The organism is Brevibacillus sp. AF8 (assembly GCF_021270385.1).
In the GTDB taxonomy this organism is placed as follows: domain Bacteria; phylum Bacillota; class Bacilli; order Brevibacillales; family Brevibacillaceae; genus Brevibacillus.
The window spans coordinates 180,232-200,939 of the sequence record NZ_JAGQDN010000006.1 but is presented as its reverse complement, the minus strand read 5'-3'; the positions used below and the strand labels follow the sequence as shown (position 1 = coordinate 200,939).

Here is a 20,708-nt window from a genome sequence, read left to right as displayed (position 1 = left end):
CCTGTTGTCTCGCGCATTTTGTTTCACGAGCTGCTGTGCAATTGTATTTGGGTTAATGTAGGGTATTATTCATTGATGTTGATGGGGAATGTTCCGACCAATTTCATCATTAAACTTGTATCCCATAAAAAAAGCTCACTCCTTCTACCCTAACAGAAGGAACAAGCCTACTTCATTTATTATCCTGTTACAATTTTTTGGGTGTTGGACTTGGCAAACTTTCAAACGCTTCCCCATTAATCCCGGCAAAATCCATCTTTTTACGCAAATCACTGACAAACTGCGTAAAATAGAGGCCACGATCCATGCTGCCCGCATATTTTCTCAAGTCGTAATCGTAGGTTAACGAATCGTATATGTAATGCAAATCATCAACAAGCACCTTTTTCATATCCGCATTTTTAATAGATGGATCGATACTGCATTCGTTCACGAGCGCCTGTAATGTTGCCTTGAGCGCATCGTTGTCATAGGACGGGTGAGCGAGTAAAAATTTCAAATCGTACAAGTCTTTAAACCTCGGTCTGACAATTGTTTGATGCAGCTTCCAAGCAACCTGGATGGACAGAGGCACAGTGTACGGAACCAGAAAGCTTTCCCCGAAAGCAGGTTGGTACTGTAGCGGAACTGGGTCTGCTTCCATTTCCAGGTTAAACGAAATATCAAGATCAAGCTCGTTATAATCATTCGCTTCCCTTGTTTGGCCTTTGAAATAATAGGCAATATCCGTATTTATCGTCGGAAAATCATCTGCCATTGCGTAATCGATATATCTCCAAAAGGCATTTTCACGAAAGCTTCTAAACACGACGCCGTCGTTCAGATCCATTTCGGTTACTTGAATCATCCATTGTGTAAATACTTCATGGGCGTGCTCGACGTCCCTGATCTTCCCCGCATACAATAAGTCAATATCATCCGCGTCCCGAATCTCTCGGTTGTCCAAATATTGTCTGGTGAGAAGGCTGCCTTTTAATACAAAGGGCATATTCACAAGAGCAATTCTTCTCAACAGTGCTTCCAAAACTACTAGCTCTCTCGCCTCATATTCTAACTCTGCTACATCATCATATGTTATCATCATGATCCTCCATCTTAAAAATTAGGATATCCAGCCGCTGTCCAGTTCTTCTCGGCTGTCATAAATACATAGTTCGTATTGTTCTTTGATTAACTCGATCTGATTTGCTTGCAATATGGTATGTATCATTTCTACTCGATCGTAAAACTGTTTCGGGCTCTCATATTCTCGGACAGTGATGAATCTCACCTTTCCATTCGCATTCAATGAGTTTCTCGAAATATGCCCGCCATGATCCTCACATAAATTTCGTAACGCATCGACATCATCGACCTGTACTTTGCCATGCCATTCGAAGTAAGGCTTCGAGTTTTTTAGGATGGGCTGGTGAAAGTACGTTTCTTCCTTTGGAGAAATCTCTACTTTTTTTCGGACGATGGTAAAACCGTTGTTTTGAAACGTAGCTGCAACCTTTTCCATCTCTATATTCGCTTCATGAAAATCTGCTCGCTTGATTACTCCTGTTATCATCGGTTGATTGATGTAATTTCCCTGATCCAAAACGATCATGACCGGTTTCACATGTTGCGATTGGCAGAGATCGATAAAAGCTTCCTTTTCATCAAGTTGTAGATCGTTGAAGGTAACATGAAACTCAAATTCCATTACTTCACTCCCTGACTTTCCTTGTATGGCACAATCAATATATTTCCTTTTCTTCCTATTTGTATCGACATATCTATGCTAGCTCTTAACCGTTTCGTTTAAAAAATAAAAAAGTAGAGGTTCGCTGAGAATCTTCTCTCAACATATCTCTACTTTGTATGGTGCTAGTTGCTAACCATTTAGCTTGGTGGTTGCTGAAAAGTCCAGAGAGTGCACGTTTTGGGACCAGTACTCCAAGATTTCATCGAGTCTTAACGCCTAAGTCCTGATCTTTGAGCCTAAAGAGCTTTGATACGTAAGGTTTGAAATCTGAGCGCTAAGCTTTGAGCTTTCATCCGCATATTCACCAAATAATTTTAGGATGGCCTGGTTAACCCACCAGGCAAGGGACTCTCGTTTATCAGCTATTCAAATGATTAGCAAATCACACTGTTAATCCACAAGATTGATTTTGGTAATCGTATTGGATTCGCTTAATATAAAATCGACTTCACACTCAAACTCGTCAATTTCTTTACTAAGCGTATCCATTTTCTCTTTCAGCTTCAAGGGGTCTACGAGCTTCGCTTCATTTTGTTCTTTAAACGGTTTGGAGATCGCTTCCATTTCCGTATCCTTCACCTTGGAGTCTTTGCCAAAGTTCGCTTCGAGCAGCTTTTCCAATCGCAGCTGTACTTCTTCATTTTTCTCTTCAACCTGCATGACAGCGTGGTTGTAATCTCTTCTCATTTTCTCCAGCAGTGATTTCTCATATTGAATGGAGGTTTTTCGCTCGATTGCTTCGGCAACTGTCATTTTCTTGCCGCTTATCGTTACCATCGTCTTTGCGTTGGACTCGACGATCAGCGACTTAATTTTTTGTCTTCTTTTTATTAAATCAATGGTGGATTGGTAGTTGCGCTCTGTTGTTTCCACATACAGTTCTGTTGACGTGTAACCAGTTACTGGCTTAGGTCCAATGGCCGAAGACATGAAAGTCGTTTCATTGATTCCTTTTTGAATTCGTTTATCGAGTAACTTTAATTCTGAGAGTCCTCTTGTGATAGACATTTCCATCGTGTCATTCCTCCTCGTGGAGTTTGGATAGAAGAGTTGTTTATATATAGGGGGGTTCATTTGATAGTTTAATATACAACTATCTGTAAATAGCTGTCAAATGACCTATACAAAAAAAACCAGGGCCTACTCTCCCTGGCTATCACACGTTACAGAAGTCCTTCCATTTTCCCTTTTTGTACCGCGTCATCCCGATTCCGCACCCCGAGCTTGTCATACAGAGCAGACGCATAGTTACGCACGGTCCCGTCTGACAAATACAGCTTGGAAGCAATTGTTTTATAACGCATGCCTTGGGAAAGCATCTGCAAAATCTCCTGCTCCCGCTTCGTTAAACCATAAGCATTCTCGTCTTTTTCGCTTTGTTTCGGTGCACCGAGCAAATCTTCCTGTTCGCTTGCTGGCTGTGCATCCAGCATTTTATGAAACAGGTCCTGTGCAATCATCGTACCACCGCGATGGACGAGGCGAATCGTTTCCGCAAGCTCTCGTGAATCGATCGATTTCAAAAGATATCCGTCTGCACCACTGCGCATGATTTCCTTGGCTTTTTCAGTATCTTGAAACGTAGACAGGACAAGGACACGAATACCGGGCCATTTTTCCTTTATTCGTTTTGTCGCAGTAATCCCGTCCATATTCGGCATCTCCAAGTCCATCAGCACAAGATCTGGTTCCAGCTCCTCGCACAGCGCCACAGCCTGGACCCCATCCTCTGCTAACCCGACTACCCGCAGGTCCCGCTGTCCCTCTAATATGGAACGCAAGCTTTCCCGAATAAACGAGTGATCATCGACGATAAACAAACGAATGATTTCATCGGTGCTCTCTACCATCCTCGGAACCAAACAAGTAATGAGCGTTCCTTCTCCCCGCTCTGAGTATACGGATACTCTTCCTTGCAGAAGCGCGGCCCGCTCTTTCATCGTCGTGATCCCGAAGCCATCCTCCCAATTATCCACCCCGTGACCGTTATCCTGTACTTCCAGCCTCGTCTGTTGCTGCTCAAAATGCAAGGAAACGACGATGTCTGTAGCGTTCCCGTGTCGTACGGCATTCGTCAAAGATTCCTGCAAGCAGCGAAACAAGGTCATTTTCACTTGTTTACCGATCGGATACTCTTCTCCAATTGCACGAAACCGCACATTCACTTTTGCATGTGTCTGAAACTCCTCTGCAAGCTGCCTCAGCGAATGAACCAAGGGAAGCGTCTCTTGCGGTGCCCCCATCTGATGCAAGTACCCTCGCACTTCCTTCATACCTTTTCGCGCAAGCTGCAAGAGGGATTCGAGCTTTTGCGCCCCTTCCTCCGACGCTACATCCTGACGCAAGGTTTCCAGCCCCATGATGATCGAGACATAGGAATGCCCCATCGTATCATGCAGGTCCTTTGAGAGTCGGTCCCGCTCCTCCAGCAGAGTCACTTTCTCGATTTGGGTGAGGTATTGCTCCAGCACACTGTTTTGCTTGAGAATAATTTCATTTTGCCGATGATTGACGATGAGCAAATGAAAGGCAAACCCTATCGCATAAGCAAGCCCGACTTGCGAAAAAATCACGAAGACATCAATTTCCCGCGAAAAAAGCACAATCAGCAGTGGAAGGAAAACAATCGTAATGGGAGCCGCCCAGCGATACGATTTCTCCGCACTATTGGCGGCAATCAAAAAAGCAGGCATCAATAAAGTAATGTACGCCTCCGGAAACATAGACGTGAGATAAATCGATAATCCGCCAAACAAGAGCATTTCTGCTATCAGATAATAACGATAGCTCAGCATTAAACAAATCCACGGGACGGAAAACACCATCATTTCCCAAAGTATAACAATCCATAAGGGTAGCGTGAGATAATCTCCAAATTTTACAGTCGTAACGGTGAGTGAAAAGCAAACGATCAGACGTAAAAAAAACATCACCCAGTCATACCAAGCCCATTGTTTCACGACATCTAACAAACCATCATCTCCTAATTGCTTTGAACATCAAGCGGGTGTACCCACCAACTAATTGTACCAGACCGTTCCCTAGCTTGGAGCATCCGATCATGAGTATGAATCCTAAACCCATGATTTGCAATGCCTTCAGCTCTGAATCCACTACGCTCCCGAAAAAATGTATCTCCACGAAAGGATAGCACAACGGTACGATCGCAAAAAATACGGGTGCAATGTAGATGAGCACTCCGACCACCAGGCAGATACAGCCTAGGACAAATTTTTTCATCAGCCAGTAAACGGATATCCAGTTTTTTACATCCGATAATTCCGCCTTAGCCTGCATCCATTGATTTCCCTTGGCTCTTTCTCTCATTGCCAACGGTTCTATGGAAATATCCGTATAAATCTTCGTCTGAATACGTTCATGCTGGACAAAGGTTTGAGTTGTACGCAAAACATTGGTGAGCAATGGAATTCCCACTACGGTAAAGGACAAGGCCAAGCCAAGCATGATACTGACCATGTAAAAACATAAATAAAATACTCCCGAGACAAATGTATACAGCAAAAAGATAACATTTTGAACGTTACGCATGATCGCTTTTTTCATATAAGCTAATTCTCTCCTATCTATACTTTTTCCGACACACTAATGACGGTCTGCCATAACCGTAAACCACTGCGCGTCACATGAGCCAGTATCAAAATGTCATATGACAGGCTAAGTCATGTCATTTCATCAAAATCATTTGTTAGTCGGAAAAGTGATGACAGGAAGTAACTACCGAGTATGACACGAGCTTTGCCATACTGTGCTCAAGCGCTCGCTCTCAGAGTCGGTGCGCCAAAACGTTTTGTAACACAAAAAGGAGAATCGCACATGAAAAAAGTGATACAAAAAATGAGTCTCGTTGTTTTTCTTCTCTCCACAACCTTGATTTCCGCATGCACACAGTCGCTCGGTGCTGTTGAATCTACTCAGACTGCTTCCATTGCTACCCAAGGACCGGTGGATGCCAAAGAAATAGAAGCGTTTGCTGATCCACTGTTTGCAAAAAAAATGAAAGAATTTAATGTGGCTGGTTCCAGCTTTGTTGTCGTCCGTGATGGCAAAGTCATCGTGAACAAAGGCTACGGTTTTGCTGACAAGGAAAAGAAAACCCCTGTTGATAAAGACACGGTGTTCCAAATTGGCTCAGTATCGAAAACCTTTACCGCCTTGGCTGCCATGCAGCAAGTCGATGCGGGTAAAATTGACCTGCATGCCAATATAGAGGAATATCTCGGTGGGCTAAAAATTCCGAATAAGACAGGAAAACCAGTCACCATGTACGACTTGCTCGCCTACACACCCGGCTTCGAATTTCCGGACGAAACTACCTTTACCGGTCCACAATACATCGGGCAGGACATCTCTATGGATGAATTCTTTCCAAAGCACATGCCGGTCATCGTCCGACCACCTGGCGAAGTCTATACGTATGATAATACAGGATTCTTGCTCGCTGGCTACGCTGTGGAAAAAACAAGTGGAATCCCATTTTACCAGTATATGGATGAAAAAGTGTTCAAACCTCTCGGAATGTCCTCGACCAGTGTACGCTTGAAGCCTGAGCTCATGAAGAGAATGGCTACCAATTACTTTAATACTGGCGAGCAACGTCCGCTAGAAGGAACCAATCCAACTGATGGTCCGCAGGGAAGCATTATATCAACAGCAGATGACATGGCAAAGTACATGATCATGCACCTGCAAAACGGAAAATTTGACGGCAAGGAAATCGTCAGCCAGAAAAGCTTGGATTTGATGCATACGCACCAGTATTCCGCGGGTGACATCCCGATCACAACCTTAGGCTTTGAAAACTATTTTCCAGAGTATGCAAATGGTCAGAAAGTTGTTTTGAAGGGCGGAAACATGCCAGGCCATTCTTCCCTGATGGTATTGATCCCGGAACATAAAACCGGCTTTTTCATGTCCTACAACAATGATTCAATGGTTAGCGCTGATATTTACAAAGAATTCATGGATCATTATTTCCCAGAAACAGAGAAAAAAGCTGAGCCTGTTTACATGACCTTGAGTGAAGCGGATGCGCAAAAATATGTCGGGCTGTATCAAAATACACGTGCCTATTGGACACGCACTTCTATTACCTATGAGAATGGATCACTCGTGCTTGAGAGTGAGGCAACCGGAAAACAAAAACTGCGAATGATTAAACCATTGCTATTTGAAGATGAGACAGGCGAAAAAGTCGCGTTCAAGGAAGACAAAAACGGTAACATCAACTACTACTATTATACAACAGCAATAGGCGTTAACATTGCTGGCGAATCTCAAAGAATGGAAATGGAAAAGACCTACTCAGACGTCCCTAACACTAGCAGCTATAAGACCCATATCAACAACCTCAGCGCCCTTTCCATTATGGGAGCGAAATCAGGAAGTAAATTTGATCCTACAGGGACCATGACACAAGGCGAATTTGCTGACACCCTGATCAAAGCAGAAGGCCATTACGTAATGGCCGGGAGTGAAGACGGACTTAGACAGCAATTGGCCGCAGGCATCCCTAATTTGAACCCATCGGCACCAATTACAAGACAAGTCGCTGCTGCCATGATCCAAAATTTAAAGCAGCTTGAACCTGTGGCAACCAGCAAAGTGACGCTGCAAGACCCGGCCGACGCATGGGCAAAAGATGCGATCACTGCTCTTGTTTCACAAGGCATCGTCGATCCTGACACGAAGGTAAACGCAGATGGCTCTTTCACATTCCGCGCAAAAGATTTACTGAAGCGTCAAGAAGCCAGTGCCTTGCTTGACTTAGCATTTGGTTACTATTCATTGCCGATTAAACGATAAGCATCCTTTTCCTATTTTTGGGATAAAGTAGGGACTTGTTGTATACCCTACTCCTTTGAGGGAGGTGAATGGTCGTGGAAAATAGCGATAAACACAGGGGACAAGCTGAGCAAAAAGTTTCAAGTGACTTGAATGAGAAGGAAATCGAGCTTCAGCATCAATTTCAAATGTTCCCTACCCCGGATGAAAAACGCGCCTCAAAAGTGATTACCGAGCTGAAAGATTAATAATTACTCTCCCCTACTTTAAGGCTGTCGAGAAACTCGGCAGTCTTTTTCATATGCTCTTGGAACCTGCGTATGAGCCAGTGCCAAAGTGTCATATGACAGAAAGTTACTACCGAGTATGACAAGAGCTTTGCCATACTGTGCTCAAGCGCTCACTCTCGGAGTCGGTGCGACAAAACGTATTAGCAAAACCCAAAGGAGAATCACACATGAAAAAAGCTTTTCAAAAAATGAGTCTCACGGTTTTTCTTCTCTCCGCGACCTTGATTGCCGTATGCACCCAGCCACTCGGTGCAATGGAAATAAATCAGACTGCTTCCATTGCTGCCAATAACATAAAAGGACCGCTGGATGCAAAAGAAGTAGAAGCGTTTGCCGATCAACTGTTTGCAGAGAAGATGAAAAAATTTAATGTGAATGGTTCCAACTTTGCTGTCGTCCGTGATGGCAAGGTCCTCGTGAACAAAGGATACGGCTTCGCTGACAAGGAAAAGAAAATCCCTGTTGATAAAGACACAGTGTTCCAAATTGGCTCTGTAACGAAAACCTTTACCGCCATGGCGGTCTTGCAGCAAGTCGATGCGGGCAAAATAGACCTGCATCATAATGTAGAGGCATATCTCGGCGGGCTAAAGATTCCCAATAAGACGGGAAAACCGCTCACTCTGTACGACATGCTTACCTATTCAAGCGGCTTCGATTCTCCTGACATCACTACCTTTCTCGGTCCACAATACATCGAGCAGGACATCTCGATGGCTGAATTCGTTTCAAAGAATAAAATGCCGTCCGTCATCCGACCACCTGGCGAGGTCTATTCCTACGATAATACAGGATTCTTACTCGCTGGCTACGCCGTGGAAAAAGCAAGTGGAATCCCCTTTGCCCAGTATATGGATGAAAAAGTGTTCAAGCCTCTCGGAATGACCTCGAGTAGCGTTCGCTTAAAGCCTGAGCTCTTGAAGAGAATGGCTGCCCATTACCGCCCTAATGGCGAGCCACATCCCGCAGAAGGATTCATTCCAAGTGATGCTCCGCAGGGAAGCATTCTATCAACGGGAGAAGACATGGCCAAGTACTTGATCATGCAGCTGCAAAACGGGAAATTTGACGGCAAGGAAATTGTCAGCCAGAAAAGCCTAGACTTGATGCATTCTTACCAGATTTTCGCGGAAAAGGACATCCCGGTCACAACAGTAGGCTTTGAAAACCTCTATAGAGAGCTGGCAAATGGTCAGCACGTGGTTTTCAAGGGAGGAAACATACCTGGCCATGCTTCCCTGATCGTATTGATCCCTGAACAAAAAACCGCCTTTTATATGTCCTACAACAATGACTCGGACATGAGATCCGATATTTTCAAAGAGTTCATGGATCATTATTTCCCCGAAAAAGAAAAAGCAGAGCCTGTTTACTCTCCCTTGAGTGAAAGAGATGCACAAAAATATATCGGGCTGTACCAAAATACGCGTGGCTTTTGGAACCGCACTTCGATTGCCTACGAGAATGGCTCACTCATGCTGGAAGATAAAACCGGTGGAAAACAAAAGCTGCGCATGATTCATCCACTGCTGTTTGTAGATGAGGAAGGCAATAAACTCGCGTTCAAGGAAGACAAAAACAGCAACATCCAATACTTCTATTATTCCACGCCGAAAGACGTCACACACGCCGTTGCCCATTCACAAAAAATGGATAGGAAGGAGACTTACTCAGACGTCCCTAACACCAGTAGCCATAAGACCTATATCAGCAATGTCAGCGCTCTTTCCATTATGGGAGCAAAAACGGAAGGTAAATTTGATCCTACAGGTACCATGACACAAGGCGAATTTATTGACGCTCTGGTCAAAGCAAATGGCTGGTATGGATTTCCCGGGGACGAAGACATGAATAGACAGCAATTGGCCGCGAGCCTCCCTGATTTAAACCTTTCGGCACCTATTTCAAGACAAGCCGCTGCTGTCATGATCCAAACTTTGAAGCAGCTTGAACCCGTGGCAACCAGCAAAGTGAAGCTGCAAGACAAAGCCGATGCATGGGCAAAAGATGCGATCACTACTCTTGCTTCACAAGGCATCGTCGATCCTGATACGAAGATAAGCGCAGATGGCTTCTTCACATTCCGCGCAAAAGATTTGTTGAAGCGTCAAGAAGCAAGTGCCATGATTGATTTAGCGTTTGGTTATCATTCTTTGCCGGTTAAGTGGTGAGTAGCTGTTTTCTCTCTTTGGGATAGTGTAGGGCTCTTTCTCTCCCCCACGGCTGTCGAGTAACTCGGCAGCCTTTCTTCTTTTAGAAAAAAATCCGCTTATGGGACACTAGATTCTCGCCAGAACCTTCATCTCTGCGAGACTCTCGTGTGCATGCTTAAAAGGCTCATTCCTCCTCGCCGTTCGAGTTGGAATAAGCCTTTGAAAGTTAGTTTAAGCGTTTATTAAGTTTTTTTGTGTTTGGTTTGTTGTATAGTACGATTTTGCTGTTGAAGTTTTAAACCAAGTTTACACAAAACTTTTGAAATACCCATGCAATCGTCGCCAGTTGAGCCTTAATGATATGCCAAACGATCTAATACCCGTTCTATTCTCAATTGCAATTTTTGTTTTTCATTTTTAGATAGTTGTTCTCCAACATCATCAATGTTAAATTCTTTAAGGGTTATTTCAATATGTTTAAGTTCAACAGTATCCGTCAAACCGTCCTCTAACAATCTTTCAGCTAATGTAGTGTAGACTCCAATTTTTTCACTCTTTGTGTTTCTACAATCTCTTTTAAATCTATCCAATACTTCTTTTGCAATTTGATCAGGAGTTTTGTCTTTTGAAGTTATCGAATTATAGTAGTTGTTAACTTCATTAATCATTTCATCATAGTACCACATAGCTCTTGCATTATTAGTTAATTGTTTGTTACTTAGGTTAAATAAAACTTCATTCTTTCGGGTAATTAATTCTTCATATTCGCTTGCAGATAGTTTCTGTCGTAGAACTTCGTAGTCAACCTCATCTAAAAGCTTTATTATTATATCTTTTGATTTATGAAACACGTAGGGTTGCTTTAAAACTAGCTCACTATACCTAACTAAAATTGTAGCTTTTTCTAGATCACCACTATTCATTATTAGCTCGAAATCTTCGAAAGTCTTGGCTAATGCTTCCAAATTACTCATGTTCCTATATTTGTATTCCTGAAATGTTTCATCAAATGAGTTCAAAATCTCTCTATATTTTAATTTAGGAATCATGGTCTAGCCTCCCGTTTTTTTAGTTGGTACGATAGGATTTCCTTGATTATGAAGTACTTCAATTTGAATGTTCTTAAACTTCTCTGTAAATTGTCTGATGATGTAATTACAACTTCCACAAGTATCCTTCTCTGTAAACATAGTTATTTTTCCTCTTGCATTTGTATTGTTCCCTAGATCCTTTGCTATTTCATTTAATATCTTATATTCTGTATCGTCAATCCTTAAAGACTCAATACCAAGTGCATTAGGTGCGGTTGTGGCTTCAAATATTGGATCGTCTGGAAGTCCAGATATGTCTTTTATATTTGGGTTTCCAGAGTGTTTTTCCACTTGACTGTGCGCATAGTATTCTTTTTTGGGTAATTCTATATCCAGGTCAACCTTTGTATAAGAAAAGTTTCCTTTACCACTTTTTAAAACTGTATTGGATAGATTTCCTTTATATTTAGATGCAGCTATCAATAGGTCCTTGTCAATTATTTGATCAACTTGTCTTGTTGTGACCCACTCAAAATCAATGAGTTCACCTGTATCTGGATCACGAGTGTATCTGTGTTCATATGGAGTCGATCCTTTCGATGGATCACCTTTATCCGTCCCCTCAGTATCCGGCTTCTTATCTCCTTGAGGATCATTTTTCTTAGTACTATCACCCTTACCCTTAGGAGGCGTAGAATGATTCGAATTCCCAAAATCGCCGTTCACTACCTTTGGTAAATCCTTCTCATCAGGAATCTCGTGAGGTTTTTCAGCATGTTGAGCATGCCCTGTCCTCGCCTCAGTATCTGGCTTATTACTTCCTTGAGAATTATTTTTGTTAGCACTATTAGCCTTGCTATTCAGTGACGGAGAATAATTCGAATGTCCAGAATCCCCATTCACTACTTTTGGTAATACATTTTTATTAGGAATATCGAGAGATTTTGCAGCGTGTCCCGTTTGGGTTTCTGGGGCACGAGAACCAGTATGGCCCTTCCCACCATCCAGTCGATCATCAATCTCTTTATTCGACTGCTCTTTCATTTTCATCTGAAGCTTTTCAACGAGTCCTTGAATCTCTGCCTGCTTATCACCCGGTGTCTTAGCACTCGTCTTCATCTTCCCATCAAAAATCGATGCTCCGCCATCCATCATATTATCGACAGAGTTAAGCAATAGTCCACCTATTCCTTTTCCTCCGCCACCATCCAAACCCTTTCGACCACCTGGCCCATCCAGCTTATTGGCCAGTTTCACTGTCCGCGTAACGGCTGTACCTGTACCAGCACTAAGAGCACTTACCGCTACCTCTGCAACCACCATGTCTTTCTTAAACTCATTCTGACCCTTTGCATAGCTTTGTTCTTCTGATCTGGTCCACAGACCGCCGCTAAACAAGTTATCTTGATCATATTGGGCGTCTTTCACGAATGGGTCGATATAGTCATCGTATAGCCCTTGTCCAAACGACTTTGCATCGGATTTGATTTGTTCCCACGATTTATTGCCCGTTACCGTATCTCCCACGTAATTGACTGCATTCGTAGCGGTTTCTACAGCTCCTCTCGCGAGATCATTTCGTTCGAGGAGAGAAGGTCGCTCTTCCCCAGTCACCCCTTCATAAATGGCGTCTACCAGATACGATGTTGGTAACGCGGTCGACGCAATATCTCCGGCATCTACTACGACATTCCACAAGCCTAACAAGGTATCTCCGAGACCATCTAACTTTCCTTTCGCCTCAGCAAGCTGGTTGTTGACAGTTCTACGCAACATGACGGCAGCCAAACCGTTTTCCTGAACGTCCTTTTCAAACGCACTTAATATTCTCGGAAACGCCTGGCGTACGGTCGCATCCAGCTTAATCTCCTCACTACTGGATTTGTTTTCCTCCAACAACTCTATCGTATCCGACGCCGTTTTCACGTTCAAGCTCTTAGTCCCGGACAAAGACACGGCTGCCCCTGTCAAGGTCAGGGCACCACTCGCACTGATATTCACATTCGAGGTACTTTTCAGACTGACGCCAACATCCTTGTTCATCGAGATGTAAAGCATCCCTTCCTGAGCAGTCATCGTCAGCTCTTTATCCCCGAGCGTAAACTCTTTTCCCTGCGGATTCCCAAACGTCTTCACACCGGGGTCCTGCATTTGCCGCTCCTGCTTCTCGGCAGCCGCTCCTTTGGGCGCATGGCGCACGGAGTTCATGACCATGCCGTCGTCTTCTTCGGCGCTCGGGAAGTACAGCTTTACCTTTGAGCCGAGCTCGGGCATGAGGTACAAAATTTGGTTGCCTTCCGCTGCATATGGGAACCACTGGGCCTTGCTTGGCTCTTGCTTTTTGTCCATGTTCAGGTGGAGCTTGACCTGATTGCGACCAATTTGAATCACTTTTCCGTCGATCGCCGCACCGATAATGGCCTTGTTGTACAGCTTCGTTTGCTTGACGGCTTCTGGCACGGCACATATATAGCTCCATCTCAGGAGTCCCTGCTCCAGCTTCCCAGTGACTTTTGTAATGACAAACGTTTGCCCTTCCCGCTGCACCTCATCCCCGATTTGCAGCAGATCGTCATAATCGAAGGCGTACGTCGTGTACTGGTACTCGCTGACAGACGAGGAGCCGTTTGCGGCCTTTTTCATGTACGGTGCGATGGCCCGGTTGACCTCGTATGGCGATTCGTCTTCCAGCTTGATTCGCTGGCGTCCCTCCGGCATGCCGATCCACAAGCGTACCTTATGCGCACTCAAATCCGGTACGAGGACGGCTCCGACATGGGACGCGATTCGCTTTAAAAAGGTCCAGTCTGTCTCCTCGTACTGCATGATGAACTTGCCCTGCTGGCGGTCGTCGAAGGCTTGATCGATGACATCTCCACCGTGATAGATGGACATGATTTCGTCTACGACATCCCGGTAGAACCGATTCACCTGTTGAAACGAACGTGTTTTCACGCTCATGTCCAACGCATATGTATGCGACACGGCCTTTATTGTGACGTAGTGAATATCCCGTACGACCTTGATTTCCACATGATCCAGCCGCCCCATGAAAATCGGCTGTTTTTCCCCGCCTTCCACCTTGTACAGCTCGATGGGATCGTGGGTGCCGGCACGATTGATGATCTCGTCCTCTTTGTCTTCCGGGACAATTCCTGTGATCGTGAGCGTGGCATGCGTGCCTGTTTGATGGACGAACTCCAGCTGATCTAACCGTATTGGTCCATATGGCCAAACGACTTTTATATCCTGATAGGTCATGACGCCGCTTGTACGCTGCATATTCTCCCCCCTCCTTTTCTAGCAAGCGCGATAAGCGTCAATCCTGACCGTCTTTTTCAATCGTGATGATGCCTGAACGATTGCAAACCAGCTGCGACCTGCTCAGTAAGGCATGCTCGTTGTCGATGAGCACATCGTGTTTTCCATCTGTCCATTTCGAGAACGTCTGTGGTACACACTCCACTCCTCCTGCCGCTTTGCAAAACCCAAAGCATCCGATATTCACGCCGGGGACGTGATCGGCGACATTCATGACAGGCTTGTTAAGGCTGTAAACGCCATGGCACAAGGGTAAATTCAAAACGCCGGGGTCGGTTCCCTGACTGCACTTGAGGGTCGCTCCCCGCACGACATATGAGTACTCGGGGCTGAACAGCCCCATTGCAAGTGCTTGAAGTAACGCTAGCATCATTAGACCTATCTCCCCTTCCCAAAAAATCCTCCGCAAGCAACTTCCATATTTCGTCTTATTTTTACATTCCATCTAATAATCGGGATAAATTGGAAAATAATTTATGGGTCAAACGTCCTGTTTCCTTATTTTTCAAAATAACCCAAAAAGGCCTCCACCAACTCTGCGATAGTTGGGGAAGCCTTCTTGAAAGAAAAAGCAATCTCGTTATATCGTTACACTTTCTTCGATCACCAGCTCACCGTTTGTCGCGTCGAGACTGGCCTCTACGCCCAGAGGGAGAGCAATGTTGCACGCGCCATGCCCGATCTGTATGTTCCAGATGGTCGGCTTTCCGTACGGTACGACGATATTTTGAAACACATCCCAGACTGAGAAGCCTTCGCGCTTTTTCGGCTCACAATCGGTCCAGGTCCCGATGACGACGCCCGCACAATCATCAAACAAGCCACCCTGAGCAAGCTGTGTCAGCATGCGGTCAATCCGGTACGGCTCCTCGTCGATATCCTCCAAAAACAACAGCTTGCCTCTCGTATCGAGCTGGTACGGGGTCCCCATCAACGCGGAGACGAGGGCGAGATTCCCGCCGACTACAGGTCCAGCTGCCTGACCTTCGACGAGACAGACGATTTCTTCCCCCGGCGGATTCATGATCGCTCCCAATGGCTCGGGGCGAGTCATGGCGCGCAGCAAATATTGCTTGGACCAGTCATCCAATCCATGCGCAATGTCTGAGGTAGCCATCGGTCCGTGAAGGGTAGCCAGATTCGCACGCTGTCCAAAAACGGTATGCAGCGCCGTAATGTCGCTGTAGCCGATAAACAGCTTCGGGTTTTGGGCGATGAGGTCATAGTCGAGCAAAGACAGGATTTGCGGGGAACCGTAACCGCCACGCATGCACATGATCCCGTCTACTTCCTCGTCGACGAACATGGCATTTAGCTCAGCCGCTCGTTGCTCAGGAGTTCCCGCCAAATACCCACCGTACGATTCTCGGCACGTATCCGATATTTTCACCTTGTATCCCAAACCTTGCAGCTCTGCCATTGCTTTGTTCAGCACTTCTTCTGTAGCAGGGCTAGAGGTTGCCACTACTCCGATTGTATCGCCCGCTCGCAATGCTTTCCCTTTGTTCATCTGTCCAGTCTCCTCCTCCGGGTTCTCTCCCCATTATCGTACATCTGTGTCAAATGGTGCATAGCCATTTTCGCAGCTTGCGACTTGCAGACGGCTGGCTGATTCCGAGCGCTTCCGCTACCTTTGTCGTCGTTTTATGCTGCTCATACGCCCGGTGCACGAGCTGCCGCTCCACCTCGTCCATTGCCTCCTGCATCTGCATTACACGATCAACCTTGATCCCCTTGTGCTCCCTGTACTCTTGGTTATGTATGTAACGCGGAATTTGCGCGGGCGTAATGAGGGTATCGTGAGACGTAACGACGAGCCGTTCCACTACATTTTCCAACTCTCTCACATTGCCAGGCCAATCGTATTCACTGAGGATGCGATAGCAGGTATCTGCGAGCTGTCTCTCCAAGCAGTACTTTTGCGAAAAGACATTGAGAAAGTAATGAACGAGCACGGGTATCTCTTCCTGTCGTTCGCGCAGCGGTGGAATTTCTAACGGGACGACGTGAATGCGATAGTACAAATCCTCGCGAAATTTGCCTTCCTTGACCATTTGCCGCAGGTTTTTATTCGTGGCCGTGATCAGCTTTACATCGACTTTTCGCGAAACAGAGCTGCCTACGGGCGTAATCGTTTTTTCTTGCAACACATTCAACAGCTTCACTTGCAAGGAGAGTGACATCTCCCCGATCTCGTCCAAAAACAGCGTGCCTCCGTTTGCCTTTTCAATCAAACCTGCCTTGCCATCCTTGTCTGCTCCCGTAAAAGCACCCTTTTCATAGCCAAACAGTTCTGACTCCAGCAATGTCTCGGGAATGGCTCCGCAATTGATATGCACGAATGGCTTGTCCACCCGCGGACTGCACTCGTGGATGTATTTTGCCAGTACGCCTTTTCCGACGCCTGATTCCCCTAGCAGGATCATGGATGATTCTACCTGCGACAGTTTTTTTGCCATCATGGCGACTTGCTCCATGGACTGACTGCGGTAGATCAAGCTAGTCTCTCCTTTTTGCCTGTTGTTCTCCTTGGTCATTTCACTCTGCAAGACCGTTCCGACGTACTTGACTTCATTTAATTCCTGCTGAAGTTGCTCCTGGCTCGTTATATCAATGAACGTATGGATCACTCCGTTAAAATTCCCGTCCTGATCCCAAATCGGTGTACCTTCCACAAAAAGCTTACGATTTTTGCGGGTGGTTTGAATCGTGTGTATCTTTTTCTTGTCGCGAATGACCCGCATCGTGATCGTTGGCGCAAAATAACCGTGATGATAAAACTCTTCAATCGGCTTGCCCATCATCTCCCTGGGATCGATTCCGAAAAATTCCTCATAGCTTCCCGAGCAAAACAAGGTCCTGCCTTCTGCGTCTGTTACGTGTACGATATCAAACAGCGAGCCTAACAAGGCTTCATAATCGACCATGGCGCTCCTTACCTCCCGTGCCCCCCGCATCTTGTGGAGTGACACGTACATAGCGATTCGTCGGTCTGCCTACCCCACCATAGCTGACATCCATTCTGACACTCCCGCTCTTCTCCAGATAGTCCAAATAGCGTCTAGCTGTTACTCTCGCGATCCCTACGCGTTCGGCCACGTCATCTGCCGAGAGCGGCTGACTCTCTTTCTCGATCTGGCGCATGATCTGCTCCATGGTGACAGCGTGCAGTCCCTTCGGCAGCACTGCCCTGCCAATAGTGGCATCGGCTTGTTCTTTTTCCGGGCTTTTGCGGAATAGCAGTTGGTCGACTTCATCCTGGGATGCGGTTCCCTCCCAATCAATCCGTCGGCGAAACTCTCGATAGTTTTCCAACGACTGCTTGATCCGCTCAAACTGGAACGGCTTGATAATATAGTCCATTGCCCCATTGCGCAGCATCGATTGAATTGTGGTTTTGTCCTTTGCGGCTGTCACGACGATGACGTCCACTGCATGTTTGGCGGCACGCAGCTCCATCAGCGCCTTCACCCCGTCCTGGATCGGCATGAAAATATCAATGATCACCAAGTCAGGATTGAGCTCATTCACTAGCTTGAGTCCATCTGCCCCGTTGGCTGCAATTCCGACCACGACGAAGCCCGGGACGCGCTCAATGAACTGCTTGTTAATTTCCTGTACCATCGGATCATCTTCCATAATCAGTACGCGAATGTAATCGTTATCCTTCTCCATGACTCTCCACCACCCCCATCGGAAACGTTATAAGAAAGCTGGCCCCTTCTCCGCGTGCCGAATGGCAAACCAGCTCGCCTCTCCCTTTATTGACCAACTGCTGCACCAGATGCAGACCAAGTCCACGGTGCGCGCGTTCTTTCGTAGAAAATCCCCGTTCCAGCATGTGTCGGCGCGTCTCTTCGTCCATGCCGATTCCATTGTCCTCCACCAGGATGGAGCAAATCTCTTCGTCTTGCTCGATACTGATCATAATCTCCTTCTCCTCGCGTTCGATTTGCTCCAGTGAATCAAAGGCATTCTCGATCAGATTCCCCAAAATGAGCACGAAATTATGATGATCCATGTACGGCGGAAAACGTTCCAGATGACTCCTGCGATCAATCACAACTCGAATACCCAGCTCTCTTCCGCGACTTACTTTGCCAATCAATAGCCCTGATAAATTCTCATCCATGATCCGCGTCGTTAAAAAGGAGATGAGCTCCTCCTGCTGCTCGTTGACCTCGAACAAATACGCGAGCGCCTTTTCATGCTGATGGAGCTGGAGCAAGCCTGCGATGGTATGCAAATGGTTCATGTGCTCGTGGTTTTGTACCCGCAGCGCACCGACGAATTCTTTTACGCCTGTCAGTTCCTCCGCCATTCTCGCCACTTCTGTTCTGTCCTGAAAAATCGCAATCGCGCCGACGATCTTTTCCTCGACCTTGATCAGAAAACGGTTGGACCAGAGCAGTGTATTGCCGACGTGAATTTCCGTGTTGGTAAAATTCTGGCGAAGCTCCAGCACTTCTGGTAATCTGGTGTCGTGCAGGACAGACCGTATGTGCTTGCCCAGCACCTCTCCTTCGATGCCAAAAATTTGCTTCGCCCTGTCATTAAAGATCGTAATTCTCTCCCGATTGTCGATGGCGATGACTCCCTCATGCATGGCATGGAAGGTTGCGGTTCTCTCTACCAGGATTCGCGCGATTTCGTCCGGCTCCAGGTCGAGCATCTGCTTTTTCATGTGACGGGCCAACTGATAGGAACCCCACACCCCGAACAATAAGGAGAAGAAAAAGGTCAGTGCAATATTGTTTCGCTCGCTGTACAAGATCCCCCAAACATCAGGCATGACACGTCCGACCAAGACAACACCCACCTGTTGATGCTGGTCATCCATGATCGGCACGTAGGCCCGCAGAGCCATTCCCATCTCTCCTTTGACTTTTTGAAAATAGGAGTGCTCGGCATAGGCCTCATCAACCGCAGGGTCCATAAACACCGTACCAATCCGCCCATCTAATGGGTCTGAATAACGGACACGCTCCATATTCAGCACGACGATATACGTCACATCATTGACGACGCGCAGGTTGTTTGCTGTCGGTTGGATCACCTTCCATCCGTCTGGTTCCTGAATGCTTTTTTGTACATTCGGAATCGTCGCAACCGTGCGCGCTGTGGTCATCAGCCGTTGTCCCAGTTGGGTTTCCGTAATCCGAATAATCCCTCCGGCCATGATCAAGTTTCCGATGATCAAGGAAAAAAGAACGATTCCGACGGAGAGCAGCATAATCTTCCATTTGATTGTTAAACGTTCGAACAGGTTCGTTCTTTCCTTTCCATTGGGTTTGTAACTCACATTCATTCAACATAAGCAGGTGTTTTGAAAATGAAATCATTGGTAACCAGTACATTCATTGTTATACTCGGACTTGTGAGCGCTGTCATTATAGGCTTCGGACCAGATTCTCTGATGGAAAACAGAGGGTACGATGAAGAACAGGTAGGGCTGTCCAGTCAAATTATCATCAAGTTCAGCCACGTAATCGCGGAAAACACGCCGAAGGGTCTCACTATCGAACGCTTTTCCCAGCTCGTGAAGGAAAAGACAAACGGACGTGTAGAGGTACAAGTCTTTCCCAACAGTATCCTTCATACCGAGAAAACCGAGATGACTGCTTTGCAAAACGGCGAAATCCAGATGATTGCCCCTGCGTTCTCCTATCTGTCAAACACGATTCCCGAATGGGCTGTCCTTGATCTGCCTTATCTGTTTCGATCACAAGAGGACGTCGAAACCGTATTCAATGGAGAAATCGGCCAAATACTATTCGATAAGCTCGAAGATTCCGACATGAAAGGACTGGCCTTCTGGGGAAGCGGCTTTAAGCAAGTGACAGCCAACCGCCCGTTGATTATGCCTTCCGATTTTGTCGGCCAACGTTTGCGGATTATTCCTGGCAACGTGATCGAAGCTCAATTTCGCACGCTCCGGGCAATCCCTGTAGGCTCTTCCTTCAATGAATTATACAGCATGCTGGCTGCCGGAAAAGTAGACGGCGAAGAAAATACGATTTCCAACGTGTACACCAAACGGCTCTACCAAGTTCAAAAGCACATGACGATCAGCAATCATAGTTATTTGGGTTACACTGTGGTGATTAATAAAACGTTTTGGAACAATCTCCCCGCCGATATTCAGCAGGCGATATCGGAAGCGATGCAGGAAGCGACAGCTTACAATAATCAATTGGCTGTATCGATGAATGACAAACAGCTACGCTTGCTCCAAGAAAACGGGGGAATGAACATCCACATACAGACAGCAGAAGAACGTGCGGCCTGGATCGAAGCGTTGCAGCCAGTCTACGATCAATTCGCTCCGAGCATCGGAGAACCATTGATGCAGAAAATCAGAGAGCTCCACCAACGCCGGTGA

The 20,708-nt window shown here is 46.1% G+C and carries 16 protein-coding genes; 4 read left to right on the top strand and 12 right to left on the bottom strand.

The window, feature by feature from the left end:
- Positions 1-187 precede the first annotated feature (187 nt).
- The 5 genes from KB186_RS11505 to KB186_RS11485 form a co-directional block, all read right to left on the bottom strand.
- Positions 188-1,084 carry a nucleotidyl transferase AbiEii/AbiGii toxin family protein gene (locus tag KB186_RS11505; RefSeq protein ID WP_232773637.1) on the bottom strand — a complete coding sequence of 299 codons (897 nt, stop codon included), beginning with the start codon at positions 1,082-1,084 and terminating at the stop codon, positions 188-190.
- 18 nt (positions 1,085-1,102) lie between these two features.
- Positions 1,103-1,687 carry a hypothetical protein gene (locus tag KB186_RS11500; RefSeq protein ID WP_173608937.1) on the bottom strand — a complete coding sequence of 195 codons (585 nt, stop codon included), beginning with the start codon at positions 1,685-1,687 and terminating at the stop codon, positions 1,103-1,105.
- A gap of 432 nt (positions 1,688-2,119) precedes the next feature.
- Complete coding sequence (locus tag KB186_RS11495; RefSeq protein WP_173608938.1) at positions 2,120-2,743, bottom strand: hypothetical protein; 624 nt, start codon at positions 2,741-2,743, stop codon at positions 2,120-2,122.
- A gap of 149 nt (positions 2,744-2,892) precedes the next feature.
- A complete protein-coding gene (locus KB186_RS11490) occupies positions 2,893-4,701 on the bottom strand; it encodes a helix-turn-helix transcriptional regulator (RefSeq protein WP_232773636.1) in 1,809 nt (602 codons plus the stop codon).
- 4 nt (positions 4,702-4,705) lie between these two features.
- Entirely contained in the window at positions 4,706-5,293 is a 588-nt protein-coding gene (locus KB186_RS11485) for a sensor domain-containing protein (RefSeq protein WP_221867520.1), read from the bottom strand.
- 270 nt (positions 5,294-5,563) lie between these two features.
- On the opposite strand from KB186_RS11485, the gene KB186_RS11480 reads away from it, so the two are divergent.
- The 3 genes from KB186_RS11480 (at position 5,564) to KB186_RS11470 (ending at position 9,992) form a co-directional block, all read left to right on the top strand.
- A complete protein-coding gene (locus tag KB186_RS11480; protein WP_232773635.1) occupies positions 5,564-7,552 on the top strand; it encodes a serine hydrolase domain-containing protein in 1,989 nt (662 codons plus the stop codon).
- A gap of 74 nt (positions 7,553-7,626) precedes the next feature.
- Positions 7,627-7,779 carry a hypothetical protein gene (locus KB186_RS11475; protein WP_172141946.1) on the top strand — a complete coding sequence of 51 codons (153 nt, stop codon included), beginning with the start codon at positions 7,627-7,629 and terminating at the stop codon, positions 7,777-7,779.
- 209 nt (positions 7,780-7,988) lie between these two features.
- On the top strand, positions 7,989-9,992 hold the full coding sequence (locus KB186_RS11470; RefSeq protein ID WP_232773634.1) for a serine hydrolase domain-containing protein: 2,004 nt from the start codon (positions 7,989-7,991) through the stop codon (positions 9,990-9,992).
- A 335-nt stretch (positions 9,993-10,327) separates the two neighbouring features.
- On the opposite strand, the gene KB186_RS11465 is transcribed toward KB186_RS11470, so the two are convergent.
- From KB186_RS11465 to KB186_RS11435, 7 genes are all read right to left on the bottom strand, one after another.
- Positions 10,328-11,023 (bottom strand): Imm3 family immunity protein, encoded by a 696-nt coding sequence (locus KB186_RS11465; RefSeq protein WP_173608943.1) that lies wholly within the window; start codon positions 11,021-11,023, stop codon positions 10,328-10,330.
- 3 nt (positions 11,024-11,026) lie between these two features.
- On the bottom strand, positions 11,027-14,287 hold the full coding sequence (locus KB186_RS11460; RefSeq protein ID WP_232773633.1) for a deaminase domain-containing protein: 3,261 nt from the start codon (positions 14,285-14,287) through the stop codon (positions 11,027-11,029).
- A gap of 37 nt (positions 14,288-14,324) precedes the next feature.
- Complete coding sequence (locus tag KB186_RS11455) at positions 14,325-14,699, bottom strand: DUF4280 domain-containing protein (protein WP_173608945.1); 375 nt, start codon at positions 14,697-14,699, stop codon at positions 14,325-14,327.
- 207 nt (positions 14,700-14,906) lie between these two features.
- Complete coding sequence (locus tag KB186_RS11450; RefSeq protein ID WP_232773632.1) at positions 14,907-15,836, bottom strand: S66 peptidase family protein; 930 nt, start codon at positions 15,834-15,836, stop codon at positions 14,907-14,909.
- 49 nt (positions 15,837-15,885) lie between these two features.
- Entirely contained in the window at positions 15,886-17,253 is a 1,368-nt protein-coding gene (locus KB186_RS11445; protein ID WP_173608947.1) for a sigma-54 interaction domain-containing protein, read from the bottom strand.
- A complete protein-coding gene (locus KB186_RS11440; RefSeq protein WP_232773631.1) occupies positions 17,240-18,001 on the bottom strand; it encodes a response regulator in 762 nt (253 codons plus the stop codon). Before KB186_RS11440 ends, KB186_RS11445 begins: the two co-directional genes overlap by 14 nt.
- Positions 17,988-19,559, bottom strand: coding sequence for an ATP-binding protein (locus KB186_RS11435; RefSeq protein ID WP_221867513.1), 1,572 nt, complete (start codon positions 19,557-19,559; stop codon positions 17,988-17,990). Before KB186_RS11435 ends, KB186_RS11440 begins: the two co-directional genes overlap by 14 nt.
- Before the next feature lie 99 nt (positions 19,560-19,658).
- On the opposite strand from KB186_RS11435, the gene KB186_RS11430 reads away from it, so the two are divergent.
- The gene (locus tag KB186_RS11430; protein WP_173608949.1) at positions 19,659-20,708 is read left to right on the top strand and encodes a DctP family TRAP transporter solute-binding subunit; all 1,050 of its coding nucleotides are present in this window, start codon (positions 19,659-19,661) and stop codon (positions 20,706-20,708) included.